General features: G+C 73.1%; 19 protein-coding genes. 13 read left to right on the top strand and 6 right to left on the bottom strand.

Annotated features, from left to right (window positions below; translation table 11 throughout):
- Positions 1 to 63: 63 nt before the first annotated feature.
- The 4 genes from ACZ45Q_RS08910 to ACZ45Q_RS08895 all read right to left on the bottom strand — a co-directional run bounded on the left by ACZ45Q_RS08910 (position 64) and on the right by ACZ45Q_RS08895 (position 4,533).
- Entirely contained in the window at positions 64 to 1,038 is a 975-nt protein-coding gene (locus ACZ45Q_RS08910) for an ArsA family ATPase (protein WP_468257018.1), read from the bottom strand.
- Positions 1,029 to 1,286, bottom strand: a complete 258-nt coding sequence (locus ACZ45Q_RS08905; RefSeq protein ID WP_468257016.1) for a cory-CC-star protein — start codon at positions 1,284 to 1,286, stop codon at positions 1,029 to 1,031. Before ACZ45Q_RS08905 ends, ACZ45Q_RS08910 begins: the two co-directional genes overlap by 10 nt.
- On the bottom strand, positions 1,283 to 2,992 hold the full coding sequence (locus ACZ45Q_RS08900) for a carbon starvation CstA family protein (protein ID WP_468257014.1): 1,710 nt from the start codon (positions 2,990 to 2,992) through the stop codon (positions 1,283 to 1,285). The genes ACZ45Q_RS08905 and ACZ45Q_RS08900 overlap by 4 nt, the downstream gene beginning before the upstream one ends.
- Positions 2,993 to 3,168: 176 nt before the next feature.
- On the bottom strand, positions 3,169 to 4,533 hold the full coding sequence (locus ACZ45Q_RS08895; protein WP_468257012.1) for an aminotransferase class III-fold pyridoxal phosphate-dependent enzyme: 1,365 nt from the start codon (positions 4,531 to 4,533) through the stop codon (positions 3,169 to 3,171).
- Between the two features lie 188 nt (positions 4,534 to 4,721).
- Here ACZ45Q_RS08895 and ACZ45Q_RS08890 point away from each other — a divergent pair, with 188 nt between their 5' ends.
- Together ACZ45Q_RS08890 and ACZ45Q_RS08885 are read left to right on the top strand one after the other, a co-directional pair.
- A complete protein-coding gene (locus tag ACZ45Q_RS08890) occupies positions 4,722 to 5,354 on the top strand; it encodes a type 1 glutamine amidotransferase family protein (protein WP_468257009.1) in 633 nt (210 codons plus the stop codon).
- Positions 5,351 to 5,815 (top strand): MarR family winged helix-turn-helix transcriptional regulator, encoded by a 465-nt coding sequence (locus tag ACZ45Q_RS08885; protein WP_468257006.1) that lies wholly within the window; start codon positions 5,351 to 5,353, stop codon positions 5,813 to 5,815. Before ACZ45Q_RS08890 ends, ACZ45Q_RS08885 begins: the two co-directional genes overlap by 4 nt.
- On the opposite strand, the gene ACZ45Q_RS08880 is transcribed toward ACZ45Q_RS08885, so the two are convergent.
- Complete coding sequence (locus ACZ45Q_RS08880) at positions 5,812 to 6,405, bottom strand: dihydrofolate reductase family protein (RefSeq protein ID WP_468257004.1); 594 nt, start codon at positions 6,403 to 6,405, stop codon at positions 5,812 to 5,814. The two genes, ACZ45Q_RS08885 and ACZ45Q_RS08880, sit on opposite strands and share 4 nt — an antisense overlap.
- A gap of 71 nt (positions 6,406 to 6,476) precedes the next feature.
- Between ACZ45Q_RS08880 and ACZ45Q_RS08875 the strand changes: the two genes are divergently transcribed.
- Positions 6,477 to 7,055 carry a TetR/AcrR family transcriptional regulator gene (locus ACZ45Q_RS08875; RefSeq protein WP_468257001.1) on the top strand — a complete coding sequence of 193 codons (579 nt, stop codon included), beginning with the start codon at positions 6,477 to 6,479 and terminating at the stop codon, positions 7,053 to 7,055.
- A 99-nt stretch (positions 7,056 to 7,154) separates the two neighbouring features.
- Positions 7,155 to 9,236: a serine/threonine-protein kinase gene (locus tag ACZ45Q_RS08870; protein WP_468256998.1), complete on the top strand. Its 2,082-nt coding sequence runs from the start codon at positions 7,155 to 7,157 to the stop codon at positions 9,234 to 9,236.
- A 143-nt stretch (positions 9,237 to 9,379) separates the two neighbouring features.
- Here the strand turns inward: ACZ45Q_RS08870 and ACZ45Q_RS08865 are convergent, their stop codons facing one another.
- Positions 9,380 to 10,138 carry an SLATT domain-containing protein gene (locus ACZ45Q_RS08865; protein ID WP_468256996.1) on the bottom strand — a complete coding sequence of 253 codons (759 nt, stop codon included), beginning with the start codon at positions 10,136 to 10,138 and terminating at the stop codon, positions 9,380 to 9,382.
- Positions 10,139 to 10,435: 297 nt separating this feature from the next.
- Between ACZ45Q_RS08865 and ACZ45Q_RS08860 the strand changes: the two genes are divergently transcribed.
- The 9 genes from ACZ45Q_RS08860 (at position 10,436) to ACZ45Q_RS08820 (ending at position 18,136) form a co-directional block, all read left to right on the top strand.
- Entirely contained in the window at positions 10,436 to 10,780 is a 345-nt protein-coding gene (locus ACZ45Q_RS08860) for a YbaB/EbfC family nucleoid-associated protein (protein ID WP_468256993.1), read from the top strand.
- 94 nt (positions 10,781 to 10,874) lie between these two features.
- Positions 10,875 to 11,474, top strand: coding sequence for a recombination mediator RecR (gene recR, locus ACZ45Q_RS08855; protein WP_468256990.1), 600 nt, complete (start codon positions 10,875 to 10,877; stop codon positions 11,472 to 11,474).
- Positions 11,467 to 12,126: a DUF5063 domain-containing protein gene (locus ACZ45Q_RS08850; protein WP_468256987.1), complete on the top strand. Its 660-nt coding sequence runs from the start codon at positions 11,467 to 11,469 to the stop codon at positions 12,124 to 12,126. The genes recR and ACZ45Q_RS08850 overlap by 8 nt, the downstream gene beginning before the upstream one ends.
- Positions 12,127 to 12,199: 73 nt before the next feature.
- Positions 12,200 to 14,575: an NB-ARC domain-containing protein gene (locus ACZ45Q_RS08845; RefSeq protein ID WP_468256985.1), complete on the top strand. Its 2,376-nt coding sequence runs from the start codon at positions 12,200 to 12,202 to the stop codon at positions 14,573 to 14,575.
- The gene (locus ACZ45Q_RS08840) at positions 14,572 to 14,970 is read left to right on the top strand and encodes a hypothetical protein (protein WP_468256983.1); all 399 of its coding nucleotides are present in this window, start codon (positions 14,572 to 14,574) and stop codon (positions 14,968 to 14,970) included. Before ACZ45Q_RS08845 ends, ACZ45Q_RS08840 begins: the two co-directional genes overlap by 4 nt.
- A gap of 71 nt (positions 14,971 to 15,041) precedes the next feature.
- On the top strand, positions 15,042 to 15,398 hold the full coding sequence (locus ACZ45Q_RS08835; RefSeq protein ID WP_468256980.1) for a hypothetical protein: 357 nt from the start codon (positions 15,042 to 15,044) through the stop codon (positions 15,396 to 15,398).
- A 46-nt stretch (positions 15,399 to 15,444) separates the two neighbouring features.
- Positions 15,445 to 15,573 carry a hypothetical protein gene (locus tag ACZ45Q_RS08830; RefSeq protein ID WP_468256977.1) on the top strand — a complete coding sequence of 43 codons (129 nt, stop codon included), beginning with the start codon at positions 15,445 to 15,447 and terminating at the stop codon, positions 15,571 to 15,573.
- Between the two features lie 200 nt (positions 15,574 to 15,773).
- Entirely contained in the window at positions 15,774 to 17,051 is a 1,278-nt protein-coding gene (locus ACZ45Q_RS08825) for an aspartate kinase (protein WP_468256974.1), read from the top strand.
- Positions 17,051 to 18,136: an aspartate-semialdehyde dehydrogenase gene (locus ACZ45Q_RS08820; RefSeq protein WP_468256971.1), complete on the top strand. Its 1,086-nt coding sequence runs from the start codon at positions 17,051 to 17,053 to the stop codon at positions 18,134 to 18,136. Before ACZ45Q_RS08825 ends, ACZ45Q_RS08820 begins: the two co-directional genes overlap by 1 nt.
- The last annotated feature ends 69 nt before the right edge of the window (positions 18,137 to 18,205 follow it).

Below are 18,205 nucleotides of genomic sequence, written 5' to 3'. Positions count from 1 at the left end.
CGTGCGGGTCTTCGAGCACGTCACCTTACGTGGTCCCGGCCCCAGCGGCGTCCGTCCGGCCGGTCAGGTCCGGGCCGTGGGCCCGAGCCGGTCCGCCAGCGCGGCGAGGGCCCGCGCGCCGACCAGGTCGCCCGGCAGCAGCGGCACCTCGTACAGCGGGACGCCGGGGACCCGTTGCCGCAGCCGGTCGAGGTGCTCGTCCTCCTGCCGCCGGCGCCGGGCCAGCAGGTCCCCGGCGTCGGCCGGGGACCGGCGGTTGGCGACCATGGCGGTCACCCCCACCCCGAGGCCGGTGAGCGCGTCGTGGACCTCCAGGGTCTCGGCGACCGGCAGCGGCTCGGCGGTCAGTACCAGGACGAACCCGGTGCGCGCGGGATCGGTCACCGTCTGCCGCAGCCGGGTGAAGCGGTCGCGTCGGTGCAGCAGGATCCGGCGCAGCTCGGCGTCCCGGTCGGCCTCCCGGCCGCCGCCGAGTCCGCGCAGCGCCGCGCCGAACCGCTCCGAGCGGTCGCGGTTGGCCAGCAGGGTCTCGGTCCAGGCGGTGAGCTGTTCGGGCAGCGCGAGCAGGCGCAGCGTGTGCCCGGAGGGCGCGGTGTCGAAGACGACCAGGTCGTAGGCCTCGTCGGCGAGGTCCGCCGCCTCGGCGATGCGCTCCAGCACCGCCGACTCGTGGGTGCCGGGGGCCTGGCGGGCCAGCCGCAGATGACGGGTCGCGGCGGCGTGCATGCGCTCGGGGAGCAGCCGCCGCATGGTGGCGGCGACCGCCTGAAGATGCCGTTCGGCCGTGCGCTCCGGGTCGATCTCCAGCCCGTCGACGTGTCCCCCGCCGTCGGTGCCGGTGAGCCGTACGGGTGTGTCGCCCACCGGGCGGTCCCAGAGGTGGCCGAGGTTGTGGGCCGGATCGGTGGACACCAGCAGGACGCGGGCGCCCGACCGGGCCCGGCCCAGGGCGATCGCGGCGGCGAGGGAGGTCTTGCCGACGCCGCCCTTGCCGCCGACGAAGAGCACCGTGCGCGGGGCGAGGAGGTCTAGCAGCACCCGATGTGCTCCAGGGGTGAGCGGTCCATGCCCATCCGGCGGTGCCATGCGTGGAAGTCCTCGTAGAGAGCGGGCATGAGTTCCATGGTGTAGTACGCCGCCGGGTCGGGCACACCGAGTGCCTCGGCCAGCACGACCAGCGTGAACAGGTCGTCCTCCTCGCGCCGGGCGCGGGCGAGGGTACGCCGGTAGGGACCGGCGTAGAACTCCTCGAGCCCGGCCCGGAACGAGGCCCAGCGGGGTGTCACCTGGCGGGCTCCGACTGGTCGGACAGGGGCGCCAGGTCGGCGTCGGCCGCCTCCGGCGGTTCCTTCGCCGCTCGCCGCATCGCGATCACGGCCTCGAAGGCGACCCACAGCGCGGCGATGATGATGATCACGTCGATGGTCAGCAGGAGCCAGTCCTCGGCGTCGTAGAAGTCGCCGACCTGCACGAGCGCCGCCCAGAACGCCATGACGAACACGACCGCCAGCGGCGCCAGCGCGGGCAGCGGGTTGCGCCGCTTGCGGATCAGCATGACCGCCACGATGGACAGGGTCAGGGAGGCCAGCAGCTGGTTGCTGGTGCCGAAGAGCGGCCAGATGCGCAGGCCGCCCTCGCCGCCGGCGCCCTGGCTGAAGGTGAGCCCCAGGCCGACGGCGAGCACGATGAGGGTGCCGACGCCGTTGCTGATCCTCACCCGCACGACGTCGCCGGCCTCCTGGACGACGAAGCGCAGCAGCCGCACGCCGGTGTCCATGGTCGTGGCGGCGAACAGGATGGCCATGGTGGCCAGGACGGTGGAGCTGAGCGAGGACGGCAGGCCGAGGCCGTCGTGGACGATCGCGCCGCCGCCCTCGACGAACGCCGCGACGCCTCCCTGGTTGAAGGCGGTGTAGACGGCCTCCCAGTCGGCCAGGGTGCGGTAACCGGCGGTGGCCGCGATGATCGCGCCGAGCGCGAGCATGCCCTCGCCGACCGCGCCGAAGTAGCCGACGAAGCGGGCGTCGGTCTCCTTGTCCAGCTGCTTGGAGCTGGTGCCGGAGGAGACCATGCCGTGGAAGCCGGAGATCGCGCCGCAGGCGATCGTGACGAAGAGCAGCGGCAGCAGGTCGGGGGTGCCTGCGGGGACGGCGTCGTTGAAGGCCGGAGCCACCACCGCCGGGGCGCTGACCAGCACCGACACGAACAGGATGCCGAGGCCGACGAAGAGCTGGACGCCGTTGATGTAGTCACGCGGCTGGAGCAGCACCCACACCGGCAGCAGGGACGCGATGCCCGCGTAGACGAAGAGGGCGATGATCCAGAAGGTCGCCGGGGACATGCCCAGGAAGGGGTCGGGCAGCTCTACGGGGACCGCGTCGCCGAGCAGGATCAGGCCGTAGAGCGCCGCGACACCCACCACGGTGACCAGGCCGAGGCTCATCTTCCAGCGGTAGACGGCCTGGCCCACCAGCAGCGCCACCAGGACCGCGCCCCAGGCGGGGATCACCGCCGAGGGGGTGCTGATCAGCAGGTTCTTGATGACCACGGCGAACGCCGCGATCACCATCAGCAGCAGCAGGAAGATCACGACCAGGAAGAGGTTCGAGCCCCGGGCGCCGATGTAGCGGCTCGACAGCGCGCCCATGGAGCGGCCCTTGTTGCGCGCGGAGGCCCACAGGGCGCCCAGGTCGTGCATGCCCGCGAAGAAGACGGTGCCGAGCGTGACCCACAGGAAGGCGGGCAGCCAGCCCCAGATGACGGCGACCGCGGGACCGACGATGGGCGCGGCGCCGGCCACCGAGGTGAAGTGGTGGCCCCAGAGCACGAACTTGTTGGTGGGGACGTAGTCCACGCCGTCCTGGAGTTCGTGGGCCGGGGTCCGGAACGCCGGGTCCAGCCGGTAGACCCGTCGGCCGAGGAATTTGGCGTACAGGAGATAGCCGGCCGCGAATATCGCGAGCCCGATCACGAGGAGTGGCAGTGCGTTCATGTGGCAGATGTCCCTTGCGTGCAGAGGTGGAGCCGCTGCCCAGGGGGCGTCCTGGGTGAATGATCACTGCTAGTTGAAAGCGGAATTGGTTTTTACGGCCGGGACAGGCTATAAGCGCCCTCACGTTCCGAGGAACGTGTGCGGCATAACGATCCGCAAACTCCCCGCCTCCGCCGTCACTCCGTGTACGCGTCGGCCGTGGACAGCGCCGCGTCGAGTGCCGCCAGCCCCTCCTTCAGCTCCGCCTCGCTGACGTTGCAGGGCGGCACGACATGGGTGCGGTTCATGTTCACGAACGGCCACAGGCCGTGGGCCTTCGCGGCGGCGGTGAACGCGGCCATCGGGGCGTTGGCCCCGCCGGTCGCGTTGTACGGCACCAGCGGCTCGCGCGTCTCGCGGTCGCGCACCAGCTCCAGCGCCCAGAACATGCCGGTGCCGCGCACCTCGCCGACGCTCGGGTGCCGCTCGGCCAGCTCGCGCAGCGCGGGTCCGACGACGTCCCGGCCCAGCCGGGCGGCGTTGTCCACCACGCCCTCCTCGGCCATGGCCTCGATCGTGGCCACGGCGGCGGCGCAGGCCAGCGGGTGCCCGGAGTAGGTCAGGCCGCCGGGGTAGGGCCGCTCGGCGAACGTCTCGGCGATCTTCTGGGAGATCGCGACACCGCCCAGCGGCACATAGCCGGAGTTCACCCCCTTGGCGAAGGTCATCAGGTCCGGCACGACGCCGAACAGGTCGGCCGCGAACCACTCACCGGTCCGGCCGAACCCGGCCATGACCTCGTCCAGCACGAAGACGATCCCGTGCTCGTCGCACAGTTCGCGCACCCCGGCCAGATAGCCGGGCGGCGGCACCATGATCCCCGCCGTGCCGGGGATGGTCTCCAGGACGATCGCGGCGATGGTGCCGGGCCCCTCGAAGGCGATCGTGGTCTCCAGGTGCTCCAGCGCCCGCGCGCACTCCTGCTCCTCGGTCTCGGCGTAGAAGCGGGAGCGGTAGAGGAAGGGCGCCCAGAAGTGCACGACCCCGGCCGTGCCGGTGTCGGAGGCCCACCGGCGGGGATCGCCGGTGACGTTGATCGCCTGCTGGGTGCCGCCGTGGTACGAGCGGTACGCCGACAGCACCTTCGGGCGTCCGGTGTGCAGCCGGGCCATGCGGACGGCGTGCTCCACGGCGTCCGCGCCGCCGTTGGTGAAGAAGATCTTGTCGAGGTCGCCGGGGGTGCGCTCGGCGATCAGCCGGGCGGCCTCCGAGCGGGCCTCGACGGCGAAGGCGGGCGCGAAGGTCGTCATCCGCGCCGCCTGCTCCTGGACGGCGGCGACGACCTTGGGGTGCTGGTAGCCGATGTTGGTGTAGACGAGGCCGCTGGTGAAGTCGAGGTACCGGTTGCCGTCGTAGTCCCAGAAGTACGACCCCTCGGCGCCGGCGACGGCGAGCGGGTCGATGAGCGCCTGTGCGGACCAGGAGTGGAAGACGTGCGCGCGGTCGGCGGCCTTGACGGCGGCGCCGGTCCGGGGGTCGGGCTGGGGGAGCTGAGGGGTCATGCGGCCGAGCGTAGATGTCCGCGATGCGGAAGCGGTATCGGCGTCCTGTCTGTGGACAGGCGCTTTCCGCGACAGGGTGTCGACGGCCCTCTCCACGACTGACTGACCCTGATTGACAGTAAGTTGTCGAAGTGACAGTCTGCTGTCATCAGCCCTCCGGGGTTCGCGTCCGGGTCCGAGGAGGAACCATGAACGGCACCACCGGCACCCACGCCCACGACCGCAAGCCCGTCCACCTCGCCGTCTACGACACGATGGCCGACTGGGAGACCGGGCACGCCACCGCGCACCTCGCCCGCGCCGGGTTCCCGGTCCGCACCGTCGGCCCGGACACCGCGCCCGTCACGAGCATCGGCGGCCTGCGCGTCCAGCCCGACCTGGCCCTGGCCGGCCTGCGGCCCCAGGACAGCTCCCTGCTGATCCTCCCGGGCGCCGACCTCTGGGACACCTCGGACGACCTCGCCCCCTTCGCCCGCACGGCCCGCGCCTTCCTGGACGCCGGTGTGCCCGTCGCCGCGATCTGCGGTGCCACGGCCGGGCTGGCCAGGGAGGGCCTGCTCGACGACCGCGCCCACACCAGCGCCGTCTCCTTCTACCTCGCGGCGACCGGTTACGCGGGCGGCGGCCACTACCGGGAGGCCGACGCGGTCACCGACGGCGGTCTGATCACGGCCGGCCCCACCGAGCCCGTCGCCTTCGCCCGCGAGATCCTCAGGCTGCTCGGGGTGTACGAGGGGGAGGTCCTCGACGCCTGGTACCGGCTGTTCCACGACTCCGACGCGGCGGCCTACGAGGTGCTCCAGCGGGCGGGGGCGGCGTGAGCCGGGAGCGCCAGGAGCTGCTCAGCCGGAGCGCGCTCGGCGTCTTCCGGCTCAACGGCCAGTTCCTCGCGGTCGCCGAGGAGCTGGCCCGGCCCGCCGGGCTCACCGCCGCCTGGTGGCAGGTGCTCGGCGCGGTGCTGGGCGAGCCGCTGCCCGTGGCCGGCGTCGCCCGCGCCATGGGCATCACCCGGCAGAGCGTGCAGCGCATCGCCGACCTGCTGGTGGACCGGGGTCTCGCCGAGTACCGCCCCAACCCGGCGCACCGCCGCGCCAAGCTGCTGGCGCCGACCGAGGAGGGCCGGGCGGCCGTGGCCCGGATCGACCCGGGCCACGCGGCCTTCGCCGACCGCCTGGCCGAGGAGTACGGCTCGCAGGCGGAGCTGGCGGAGGCGGTACGGGCCCTGGAGCGCCTGTCGGAGGTGCTGGCCCGGATCGGCCCGCCCGCCGCCGGCCGGCCCTAGCGGCGCGTGAGGCGGGTGAACGTGACGCCGTTGGGGAAGGCGGTGCGCTCGGCGACGTCGAACGCGGTCGGGTCGAAGGCGCCGTCGAAGGCGGGGATGCCGGCGCCCGCCACCACGGGGTAGTTCTTGATCAGCAGTTCGTCGATCTCGGGCAGCACGGCGCCCGCGAGCCTGCCGCCGCCGCAGAGCCAGACGTCCAGGCCGCCGCCCTCCTCGGCCTTGAGCGCGCGGACGAGGCCCACCGGGTCGCCCGGAACGACGGTGACGGCCGGGTCGACGTCCGGTTTCAGGGTGCTGGAGACCACGTACTGGCGCAGGTGCCCGTACGGGCTGGTGATCCCGATGTCGTAGGCCGGGCGGTAGGCGCCCAGGCCCATGACGACGGTGTCGAAGCGCCGGTGGGGCGCGTCCGCGAGGCCCAGGGCCGCGCGGTGGGCGGTCGGGAGGGTCTCCGGGTGCAGAGCGTTCATCCAGGACGAGTAGGCGGCGGCCTGCCGCTCGTCGCCCTGCGGGAAGAAGTCGTACTCGCCGTCCGGCCCGGCGATGCGCCCGTCGAGCGTGACGGCGACGTAGTAGACGAGCTTTCGCATAACGGGACCCCCAGTGCGTAGTACTCTGCTTGAAGTGGTTCGACCGTAGTACTACACATGGAGTGGTGTCAATGGTGAGGCGGAACGACCAGCGGCGCGCGGCGCTCGTCGACGCGGCGATCGAGGTGCTGGCCGGCCAGGGCGCCCGCGGCCTGACCTTCCGGGCGGTGGACGCGGCGGCCGGCGTCCCCACCGGCACGGCGTCCAACTACTTCGCCAACCGCGACGACCTGCTCACCCAGGCCGGCGCCCGGGTCTACGAGCGGTTGCAGCCGGACGAGGCCACCCTCGCCCGCCAGCGCGCGGCCGGCCGCGACCGGGAGGCCTACGTCGAGCTGATGCGCGAACTCGTCGGCCGCATCGCCGCCTTCCGCACCGGCTACCTGGCCTTCCTCGAACTGCGTCTGGAGGCCACCCGGCGCCCCGCCCTGCGCACGCTCCTCACCGAGCGCGTCCGCGCCGACGTCGACGCCAACGTCGCCTACCACGAGGCCTCCGGCCTGCCCGGCGACGCGATGGCCGTCAAGCTGCTGATCCTGACCTTGAACTGGCTGATCGTCGAGCAGCTCACCCTGCCGGACCTCTTCTCCGAGGCGGAGCGGGACGAGCTGGTGAGGGCCGCGGTCGAGCGCATCGTCACCGAGCCGTAACGACTGGGCGAGGGCGGCCCGGAACGTCTCCCGGACCTCACGGACCGGTCGTTAGACTCGATGATCTGTCGCACACGCTCGGGGGGAGGCGGCGCAACGATGCAGAAGCTCGGGGCGGGGGATCCGCAGAGAATCGGTGCCTACCGGCTGCTGGCGCGGCTCGGCGCCGGCGGCATGGGCCAGGTGTATCTGGCCCGCTCCGACCGCGGGCGCACCGTCGCCGTCAAGCTGGTGCGCGAGGAGCTGGCCGCGCAGGACGAGTTCCGGGAGCGCTTCCGGCAGGAGGTGCAGGCCGCGCGGCGGGTCGGCGGCGACTGGACCGCCCCCGTGCTGGACGCGGACACCGAGGCCGCCGTGCCGTGGCTCGCCACCGGCTATGTCGCCGGGCCCAGCCTCCAGCAGGTCGTCGGCCACGACCACGGCGCGCTGCCCGAGCGCTCGGTCCGGACCCTGGCCGCCGGGCTGGCGTACGCGCTGAAGGACATCCACGCCGCCGGGATGGTCCACCGCGACCTCAAGCCGTCCAACGTGCTGGTCACCATCGACGGGCCGCGCGTCATCGACTTCGGCATCGCGCGGGCCCTTCAGACGATGACCGACGGCGGGCTCACCCGGACCGGCGCGCTCGTCGGCTCGCCCGGCTTCATGGCGCCCGAGCAGGTGCGCGGCGACCGCATCACGCCGGCCTGCGACGTCTTCTGCCTCGGTTCCGTCCTCGCCTACGCCGCCACCGGCAACCTCCCCTTCGGCACCGCCAACAGCGGGGTGCACGCCCTGATGTTCCGGATCGCCCAGGAGGAGCCCGATCTGGAGGGGGTGCCCGAGGGCATAGCCGACCTCGTCCGGGACTGCCTGAAGAAGGACCCCGCCGCCCGCCCCGCGCTCGACGCGATCCTGCGGCGCACCGGCGCCGAGGACACCGTCGCCGACGGCCGCTCCCGTGACCCGTGGCTGCCGAGCGCGCTGGTGGCCCAGCTCGGCCGGCACGCGGTACGGCTGCTGGACTCCGAGGACCCGGAGGCACCGGAGGCTCCGGAGGCCCCGGCTCAGGGGCCCGGCTCGGGCCCCGCCGCCGCGTCGCCCGGCACACCGGCCGCCTCCGGCCCCGCCGCTTCCGGTCCCGCCGCCGCGGCAGCCGCCCCCGCCGCGTCCGTCCCCGCCGCCTCGGGGGCCTCCGCCCCCTCCCCCGCCTCCGCCTCCGACGCCGCCCCGCCCGAGCACGCCCGCGCCGCCGACCCCGGCCCGAACGGGAACGGCGACCGCGCCGGGGCACCGGCCCCCTCCGGCGCGCCCGGGGACCCGGCGGGCCCCGGCGGCCCGCCCCCGCCGGGCCGCCCCGGCGAGGGCGCGCCGCTGAACCACCTGCCGACCCTGGTCGCCGGCCAGAACCCGCCCTCGCCCCCGGCCGCCGGCCACCCGGCACCGGCGTACGGCCACCCGCACCCGCCCTCCGCCTACGGCTACCCGCAGCACCCGGGCGCCGCGGGCGCCCCGCCCCACGGCCCGTACGGCGCCCTCGGCGCGACCCCGCCCTACGGCCCGCCCGCCGGTCACACCCCGCCCTACGGCCCGCCGCCGGAGCCGTCCGGCCGGGGCCGCTCCACCGCGCTGCTGCTGGTGGTCGCCCTCGTCGTCGCGCTCGCCGCCGGCGGCTCGGTCTACGCCCTGATGAGCGGCGCCGGCGACAACCAGGCGGGCGACGGCCCCTCGCCGGCCCCGACGGCCACCGTCACCACCGGCCAGGCCCCGCCGAACGGCCCCGGAGCCGACGGCACCGCCCCGGCCCCGACGACCTCGGCCGCCCAGCCGACCACTCCGCAGGCCGAGGACGGCACCATCCCGTCGGGATACCTGGGCACCTGGACCACGACCATCGACAACGCCTCCGGCGTGCACCCGCGGCGGCTGACCATCCAGCAGGGCGAGGTCGGCGACACCGTCCTCTCCCTCGTCGCCGACGGACCGGCCGGCAGCGGCAGTTACCACTGCGTGTTCGAGGCCGACCTGTCCGCCGACCCCGGCGACGACGGCCCGCTGCGCGTCGGCCCGTCCCGGGTGACGGTCGGTCAGCCGCGCTCCTCCTGCACGCCGGGCGACCCCTCCACCGTCACCCTGCTGCCCGACGGCAGCCTGCGGCGCGTACACAGCGACGGGAAGACCCTGACCTACACCCGCGAGTGAGACACCGGCCGCCGCGCCGCGGGCCGGGGAACCGGCCTGCGAACGAACCGAGGCCCCGGTCCGTCACCTGGGCTCCCCGGCACTCACTCGGCCCGCGGCCGTCAGCTCGGCTGCGCGGCCTGTCACCTCGGCTCCCCGGCCCGTCACCTCGGCTCCGGCGGTCGCTGCCGGGGCATGTTCGGCCGCGCACCCCCCACCCCGGGCTGCGCCCCGAACCGCCCCTGCACCACCGAGCCCTCCGCGGCCCGGCCCCCGCCGGCACCCGCCGACTGGATCACCATGGGCGCCGGCCCGGTCCGGAACTCGACCATCCAGTCCGCCGTCTCGGCGCGCACCAGCTCCGTCACGTCCTCCGAGAACCGCCGCAGCACCAGCAGACACCGCTCCGCCGCCTCCCCGGCCGTCCCCTCCGCCGGACCCAGCACCTCCCGCACGCTCTCCGACGCCCAGTCGAACTGCAACGCCTGCAACCGCCGCTGCACCGCCTGCGCCGTGGCCACGTCCCGCATCCATCCCGAGGTCACCCCGAAGTACCGGTCCGCGGCCACGCACGCCACCGCCAGCAGCAGCGCCAGATACCCCCAGGCCGCGACCCCGTCCACCGCCCCCGCCATGTCCAGCAGCGGCAGCGCCGCACCGGCGACCGCCCCCGCCGCGGCCCCGCCGCGCAGCAACCGGGCACCGCGCCGCTTCCACACCCGGTCGGCGAGATACCAGGCCGCCGTGTCCAGCGCACCCCGCTCCACCCACCGGTACAGCTCGTCCAGCCGCTCAGCGGGCAGCCCCCAGTCCCCGAGCGGAAACGCCCGCCCGGTCAGGTCGCCCGGCCGCGCCCCGGCCGCCCCCTCGCCGCCCCGCCCGTCCTGCGGCGGTCCCTCGGGCTGCATCTCCGGCTGACCCACCCGGCACTCCCAACTGATCCCCAACTGATCCACGTATCACGGTGCGTGACGATTCCGTGCCACGGCGTGTCACACCTGGGGCTGACGCGCCGGACCCTTCCTACCGCCGGGTGGGTGGCGCAGGCCCGGGTTTCGCCGCTTTTCCGCCCGGAAGGGGGCGTTGATCAGGTATAGGGCTCGGACCGGTCTCACTCGAAAGAGTGCTGGGGCGAGGGCCGCCCGGACCACGTAGGCTCGTGCCGAACGGAAAAACCGCAGCGAAGCGCGACGAAGCCGCGACGGCGATAGGAGCTGAACGTGATCCCCGGTGGTGGCCAGCCCAACATGCAGCAGCTGCTTCAGCAGGCCCAGAAGATGCAGCAGGACCTGGCGAAGGCCCAGGAGGAACTGGCGCAGACGGAGGTCGACGGGCAGGCGGGCGGCGGTCTGGTGAAGGCCACCGTCACCGGCTCCGGCGAGCTGCGCGGCCTGAAGATCGACCCCAAGGCGGTGGACCCGGAGGACACCGAGACCCTCGCCGACCTGGTCGTCGCCGCCGTCCAGGCGGCCAACGAGAACGCGCAGGCCCTCCAGCAGCAGAAGCTGGGGCCGCTCGCCCAGGGCCTGGGCGGCGGCAGCGGCATCCCCGGGCTGCCTTTCTGAGCCGGCCCGCGTTTGTCGGCCGGCCCGCCTTTCTCGGCGGGCGCCGGGCATCTACCGTACGGAGTGAAGGAACCCCAGGAAGGACGGCAGTCCGTTGTACGAAGGCGTGGTCCAGGACCTCATCGACGAGCTGGGGCGGCTGCCCGGCGTCGGTCCCAAGAGCGCGCAGCGGATCGCCTTCCACATCCTCCAGGCGGAGCCGGCCGACGTACGGCGCCTCGCCCACGCCCTCATGGAAGTGAAGGCGAAGGTCCGCTTCTGCGCGACCTGTGGCAACGTCGCGCAGGAGGAGCAGTGCGGCATCTGCCGCGACACCCGCCGCGACCCGGCCGTCCTCTGCGTCGTGGAGGAACCGAAGGACGTCGTCGCCATCGAGCGCACGCGTGAGTTCCGCGGCCGGTACCACGTGCTCGGCGGCGCCATCAGCCCGATCGACGGTGTCGGCCCCGACGACCTGCGTATACGAGAACTTCTCGCGCGGTTGGCCGACGGGACGGTCACGGAACTGATCCTTGCCACGGACCCGAATCTGGAGGGCGAGGCCACGGCGACGTACCTCGCCCGCATGATCAAGCCCATGGGCCTCAAGGTCACCCGCCTGGCCAGCGGCCTCCCGGTGGGTGGTGACCTGGAATACGCGGACGAGGTGACCCTCGGCCGCGCCTTCGAGGGGAGACGACTCCTAGATGTCTGACGCCACGCTGCACGCGACCCACCAGAACCCGGACGACTTCGCCGTCCAGATCGCCGACCAGATCGAGAGTTTCCTGGTGGCCGTCACGGAGGTCGCGAAGGGCGACGAGCCGGACTCGGCGATCCCCTTCCTCCTCCTGGAGGTCTCCCAGCTCATGCTGGCCGGCGGCCGTCTCGGCGCCCACGAGGACATCGTCCCGGACGAGCGCTACGAGCCCGACCCGGGCCCCGAGCAGGACGTGGACGAACTCCGCGAGAACCTCGCCCGTCTGCTCGAACCCGTCGACGTCTACTCCGAGGTCTTCGACCCCTACGAGCCCCGCAAGGCGCCCGTGCCGGCCCGAATCTCCGACGACCTCACCGACGTCATCACCGACCTCCGCCACGGCATGGTCCACTACAAGGCGGGCCGCACCACCGAGGCCCTGTGGTGGTGGCAGTTCTCCTACTTCTCCAACTGGGGCTCCACGGCGTCCGCGACCCTGCGCGCGCTCCAGTCGGTCGTCGCCCACGTCCGGCTGAACCAGCCCCTGGCCGCGCTGGACGGCCTCGACACCGACCAGGACCTCGGCGACGAGGCCCTGGAGGCGGAGGCCGGCCGGGTGATGGTGGAGGAGATCGCGGGCCCGCTGGGCCTCCGGCCGGTGAAGTGAGGCGGTCCGGTTCGGGTGGCAACTCCCGCTGCCCGACTGACACATGTCGTACCCCGGCGTCATGATGTGACGCATGAGTGGTGTGTTCGACCGGCGTCCCGGCGTGGCCGCCCCGGGGGACGGCGCGGTCGCCGCCGGCCGCGACATCGGCACGGCGGTCACCGGACCGAACGGCGTCGGCACCCAGCACTTCGGGGACGTGACGGTCCTGCTGCCTCCCGCGTTCGGCGCCGTCCCCCCGGCCGCGTCCGTCGACGCGCCGCCCGGGCTGACCAACCTCCCCGAGCGGCCGGGCCTGTTCGTCGGCCGCGCACGGGAACTGGCGCTGCTGCGCGCTGGGCTGGAGGGCGCGCACGTCCTGCACGGTCTCGGCGGCGTCGGCAAGTCCACGCTGGCCGCTCACTGGGCGGCGGAGCACGCCGCCCACACGCCGGTGTGGTGGGTCCACGCCGACAACCGGGCTTCCGTGGACGCCGGGCTGTGCGCGCTGGCCACCGCCGTGGCGCCCGGCCTGGCCGGGTTCGTACAGGAGAGCCAGCTCCGGGACTGGGCGCTCCAGTGGCTGGCCTCCCACCAGGGCTGGCTGATCGTCCTCGACAACGTCTATGACCCGGGTGATGTGAAGCCGCTCCTGGCGGCGGTGCCGCGGGGCCGGTTCCTGATCACCAGCCGGCGCTCGACGGGATGGCACGGTGTCGCGGAGACGGTCTCCCTGGGGGTGCTCGCCCCTGACGAGGCGGTCGACCTGTTCACCCGGATCGCCCCCGAGGCGGGGGAGCGCGTGTCAGGCCTCTGCGCCGAGCTCGGCTGCCTGCCGCTGGCGGTGGAGCAGGCGGCGGCGTACTGCTCGGAGACGGGCACCACGGCCGACGACTACCTGACGCTGCTGGCCGCCTACCCGGCGGACATGTACACGGCCGCCATGGAGGGCGGCGACCTGGAGCGGACGGTGGCCCGGGTCTGGCGCGTGACACTGGACCGCCTGGCCGACGACCCGCTGGCGGTGACCATCCTGCTGACCGTCGCCTGGTACGCGCCGGACGGCATCCCGCGCTCGCTCCTGGACGGGCTCGGCACTCCGCCCGCCGTGCGCCGGGCCATCGGCCGGCTGGCGGCGCACAGCATGGTGACCCTGCACGGCACCTCGGCGATCTCCCTGCACCGCCTGGTGCAGGCGGTCTCCCGGACCCCCGACCCCGACGACCCGCACCGCCGGGCCGACGCCGTCGAGGCGGCGCGCGACCTCGCCGCCGAGTGCCTGGTGGAGGCGGTGCCCGCCGATGCCGAGGACCCCGGCACCTGGTCGGCGTGGCGGCGCCTGCTGCCCCATGTCGAGGCGCTGGCGGGCCACACCGATCCGGCGGCGGACACCGTGAGCCTGGCGAGGGTGTTCGGCCGCGCGGGCGAGTTCGCGGCGGGACAGGGCCTGCGCGGCCGGGCCAGGCAGCTGGTCGAACGGAGCGAGTCGGGGATCGTGCGCCACCTGGGCCCCGAGCACCCGCTCGCCCTGGTGGCCCGCAACCGGGTGATCGCCATGGAGCCGCTGCCGGAGGCACAGGCACGCGAGCACATCGCCCGCTGCGAACGGGTGCTCGGTCCACGCCACCCCGAGACGATCACCGCATGGTTCGAGTCGGCCGCCTCTCACATGAAGGCGGGCGATCTCGACGGCGTCGAGCGGGTCGTCGAGCGCGTCGTGAAGATGCGCCACCGGGTGCTGGGGGCGGGGCACGCCCACACGCTGCGGGCCCGGTGGACGCTGCTCCTGGCGAGGAGCATGTTGGCGGGCCTCGACGGTCTCACGCGGGAGATCGAGCTGCTCCTGGACGACTGCGTCCGGGCGCTGGGCGAGCGGCACCCGCTGACGCTGGACGTCCGCTTGATGTGGCAGTCACGGAACAAGATCGGAACCGACCTCATCAAGCCGCTGTACTCGGCCGCGCGGGCGAGCGGGGAGGAACGGGAGGACATTCTCAGGGAGGCCCTCGAGCAGACGAGGCAGAAGGTCGACCCCGAGGCGATGCGGGAATGGGCCCGGGAGGCGCTGCCCGAGGCGGAGCGGCACGTCGCCGACTGCGAGGAGGCGCTCGGCCGGGAGCACAGCGACACCGTCTGGGCGAGGTTGAACCTGGTGCAGGCCTACCTCGTGGTCGAGGACTTCGACAACGCGCTGCGCCATGCCCGGCAGGCCGCGGAGGACGCCGAGCAGCAACGCCGCAGCGGAGCGGACGCGGCACCCAGCGTCATGGCGCACCTGATGATGGTGTTCACGTCCGCGGTGGCGCGGGACGAGTCCGCCGTCACCGACGCGATCGGATGGTTCCGCAGCGCCTCGGAGCAGTTCGGTGACGACTCCGGTGGACCGCTCGGGCCGGAGGTCATCGATCAGATGGAACAGCTCATGGCCGCGCTCATGAACCGTGAGGGCGCCGAAGAAGGGACGTCATGACCAGGAAGCCCCTGCTGTGGACCGGAGCCGGCCTGTGCGGAGCCGGAGCGGTCACGCTCGTCGTGGTCGCCGCGACCGACCTCGGCCGGGCTGACCAGGCAGCCAGTGTGACCGGCGCGGTGGCCGGGCTGCTGGGCCTCGCCCTCGCGCTGTTCGCCCAGTTCGGCGGGGCGTCCCGCACCCCGGCCCCGTCCGGGACCACCGCGTCCGGCGACGGGGCGATCGCCGCGGGCGGCAACATCGGCACGGCGTCGACGGGCGGCACGACCCCGCCTGCCGCCGCCCCCGCGCCGCCGTCCTCCTCGCAGGCGCCCCCGTCCGGCGGGGTGAGCGCGTCCGGCAGGGGCTCCATCGCGGCGGGCGGCGACATCGGCTCGGCCTCCACGGGCACCTGAGGCGCACCGGCGCCTAACGCCCGCCCACGGCGGCGAACAGCGCCTCCGTGTCGACGTAGGGCGCGGAGGGCGTGGGCGCGCTGTACCAGCGCAGCGGCCGGGTGTTCCCGCCGAGTGCCGGTACGCCGGCCAGAGCGGGGTACGGAAAGCGCCCCGCAGGTGACGAAGACCCGCACGCGGACCCGGACTTCGCACATCTGCTCCCGCGGGACGCCGAGATCGCCGTCTTCATCATGGCGCTCATGGAACGCTGCATGCAGGCGCGCCCAGATCTTCGGCTGCACCCCGAGCGCGGGCTGAAGACCGAGGCTTCCCGCAAAGGGCGAGACCGCGCCGATGCCGTGCTGGTTCCCAAGGGCGGGCTCAGAGGGCACGGTGAAGGGTCGGAGGCGGGCACGGCCCTGATGGCTGTGGAGTTCACCTCATAACATCCCCGTCCATCTCCTGATCGATCGGGACGACTGCTCGGTCGTCGTGTTCAACCAGTCGGAGGGCGGGCGCTACCCGCACCAGGAGAAGCTGCCCTTCGGCGCCCCCGTCCAGCTCCCCGACCCGGTCGGCATCACCCTCGACACCGACCCCCTGAAGGATCTGGCGGACTGATCGCAACCCCTGCTTGTGAAGATGTGATGCAGGGCACTTTTCCGAGTGGACCGCGTCTGTCTGGGCATGAGCCTGCTCGGACGGGCGCCGGGTCTCACCATGCGATATCGCAGGGGGGAAATTCGGACGCTCGATAGACTGAGCCGACCGCAGTACATCTACGTACGTGCGGAAAGAGACGGAATGAGCGAGGAGCGCACGTGGGCCTTGTCGTGCAGAAGTACGGAGGCTCCTCCGTAGCCGATGCCGAAGGCATCAAGCGCGTCGCCAAGCGGATCGTGGAAGCGAAGCAGAAGGGCAACCAGGTGGTTGCCGTCGTTTCCGCGATGGGCGACACGACGGACGAGCTGATCGATCTCGCCGAGCAGGTTTCCCCGATGCCTGCCGGACGTGAGCTCGACATGCTGCTGACCGCCGGTGAGCGGATCTCCATGGCCCTGCTGGCCATGGCGATCAAGAACCTGGGCCACGAGGCCCAGTCGTTCACCGGCAGCCAGGCGGGTGTCATCACCGACTCGGTCCACAACAAAGCCCGGATCATCGACGTCACGCCGGGGCGCATCCGCACCTCGGTGGACGAGGGCAACATCGCCATCGTGGCCGGCTTCCAGGGCGTCAGCCAGGACAGCAAGGACATCACCACGCTGGGCCGCGGCGGCTCCGACACCACGGCCGTCGCCCTCGCCGCCGCGCTCGACGCGGACGTCTGCGAGATCTACACGGACGTCGACGGCGTGTTCACCGCCGACCCGCGTGTGGTGAAGAAGGCCAGGAAGATCGACTGGATCTCGTTCGAGGACATGCTCGAACTGGCCGCCTCCGGCTCCAAGGTGCTGCTCCACCGCTGTGTGGAGTACGCCCGCCGGTACAACATCCCGATCCACGTCCGGTCCAGCTTCAGCGGACTTCAGGGCACGTGGGTCAGCAGCGAGCCGATCAACCAAGGGGACAAGCAGGTGGAGCAGGCGCTCATCTCCGGTGTCGCGCACGACACCTCCGAGGCCAAGGTCACGGTCGTCGGTGTGCCGGACAAGCCGGGCGAGGCGGCGGCGATCTTCCGCGCCATCGCCGACGCCGAGATCAACATCGACATGGTCGTGCAGAACGTGTCCGCCGCCTCCACCGGTCTGACGGACATCTCCTTCACGCTGCCGAAGACCGAGGGCCGCAAGGCCATCGACGCCCTGGAGAAGGCGAAGACCGCCATCGGCTTCGACTCCCTGCGCTACGACGACCAGATCGGCAAGATCTCCCTGGTCGGCGCCGGTATGAAGACCAACCCGGGCGTCACGGCCGACTTCTTCACCGCGCTGTCCGACGCAGGGGTGAACATCGAGCTGATCTCGACCTCCGAGATCCGCATCTCGGTCGTCACCCGCAAGGACGACGTCAACGAGGCCGTGCGCGCCGTGCACACCGCCTTCGGCCTGGACTCCGACAGCGACGAGGCCGTCGTCTACGGAGGCACCGGCCGCTGATGGCCGAAACCGTACGGTCCCGGATCACGGGACGGACCGGGCGGCCGACGCTCGCGGTCGTGGGAGCGACCGGAGCCGTCGGCTCGGTCATGCTCCAGATCCTGTCCCAGCACGCGGACATCTGGGGCGAGATCCGTCTGATCGCCTCGCCGCGCTCGGCCGGCCGCAAGCTGGCCGTGCGCGGCGAGGAGGTCGAGGTGGTCGCGCTCGCCGAGGAGGCCTTCGACGGCGTCGACATCGCCATGTTCGACGTCCCCGACGAGGTATCCGCCCGGTGGGCGCCGATCGCCGCCGCCAAGGGCGTGGTGGTGGTCGACAACTCCGGCGCGTTCCGGATGGACCCGGACGTGCCGCTCGTCGTGCCCGAGGTCAACCCGCACGCGGTGCGGATGCGCCCGCGCGGGATCGTCGCCAACCCCAACTGCACGACGCTGTCCATGATCGTCGCCCTGGGTGCGCTGCACGCCGAGTTCGGCCTGCGCGAGCTGGTCGTCTCCTCGTACCAGGCGGTGAGCGGGGCCGGGCGCGCCGGCGTGGACACGCTGCGCCGCCAGCTGTCCCTGGTGGCCGGTACGGAGCTGGGCACCAACCCCGGTGACCTGCGGCGGGCCGTCGGCGACGACACCGGGCCGTTCCCGGAGCCGGTCGCGCTGAACGTCGTACCGTGGGCCGGGTCGCTGCGCGAGGACGGCTGGTCGTCGGAGGAGATGAAGGTGCGGGACGAGTCCCGCAAGATCCTCGGGCTGCCGCAGCTCCCGGTGGCCGTGACGTGCGTGCGGGTGCCCGTGGTGACCACGCACTCCCTGACCGTGCACGCCCGCTTCGAGGACGAGGTCACCGTCGACCGGGCCCGGGAGATCCTGGCCACGGCGCCCGGTGTCGTCCTCTTCGACGACCCGGCAGCGGGAGAGTTCCCGACGCCCGCGGACGCCGTCGGCACCGACCCGACCTGGGTGGGCCGGGTGCGCCGGGCGCTGGACGACCCCACGGCGCTCGAACTCTTCGTGTGCGGCGACAACCTCCGCAAGGGCGCCGCGCTGAACACCGCGCAGATCGCGGAGCTGGTGGCGGCGGAGCAGGCCTGAGCCGCGCGCGGCTCAGGCCGGGCCGCGTGAATTCCGGTGCCCGCGTTGATTGAGCTTTGTAGGATCCGT

This window comes from Streptomyces sp. NPDC031049, from assembly GCF_055571015.1.
The sequence above is the reverse complement of the archived record's forward strand: the minus strand, read 5'-3'. Positions and strand labels throughout refer to the sequence as shown.

Coding starts and splice junctions, on each gene's coding strand:
- ACZ45Q_RS08820 (WP_468256971.1), top strand. CDS start 17,051: ATGGCCGAAACCGTACGGTCCCGGATCACGGGACGGACCGGGCGGCCG.
- ACZ45Q_RS08880 (WP_468257004.1), bottom strand. CDS start 6,405: ATGCGAAAGCTCGTCTACTACGTCGCCGTCACGCTCGACGGGCGCATC.
- ACZ45Q_RS08870 (WP_468256998.1), top strand. CDS start 7,155: ATGCAGAAGCTCGGGGCGGGGGATCCGCAGAGAATCGGTGCCTACCGG.
- ACZ45Q_RS08845 (WP_468256985.1), top strand. CDS start 12,200: ATGAGTGGTGTGTTCGACCGGCGTCCCGGCGTGGCCGCCCCGGGGGAC.
- ACZ45Q_RS08895 (WP_468257012.1), bottom strand. CDS start 4,533: ATGACCCCTCAGCTCCCCCAGCCCGACCCCCGGACCGGCGCCGCCGTC.
- ACZ45Q_RS08875 (WP_468257001.1), top strand. CDS start 6,477: ATGGTGAGGCGGAACGACCAGCGGCGCGCGGCGCTCGTCGACGCGGCG.
- ACZ45Q_RS08840 (WP_468256983.1), top strand. CDS start 14,572: ATGACCAGGAAGCCCCTGCTGTGGACCGGAGCCGGCCTGTGCGGAGCC.
- ACZ45Q_RS08850 (WP_468256987.1), top strand. CDS start 11,467: ATGTCTGACGCCACGCTGCACGCGACCCACCAGAACCCGGACGACTTC.
- ACZ45Q_RS08900 (WP_468257014.1), bottom strand. CDS start 2,992: ATGAACGCACTGCCACTCCTCGTGATCGGGCTCGCGATATTCGCGGCC.
- ACZ45Q_RS08890 (WP_468257009.1), top strand. CDS start 4,722: ATGAACGGCACCACCGGCACCCACGCCCACGACCGCAAGCCCGTCCAC.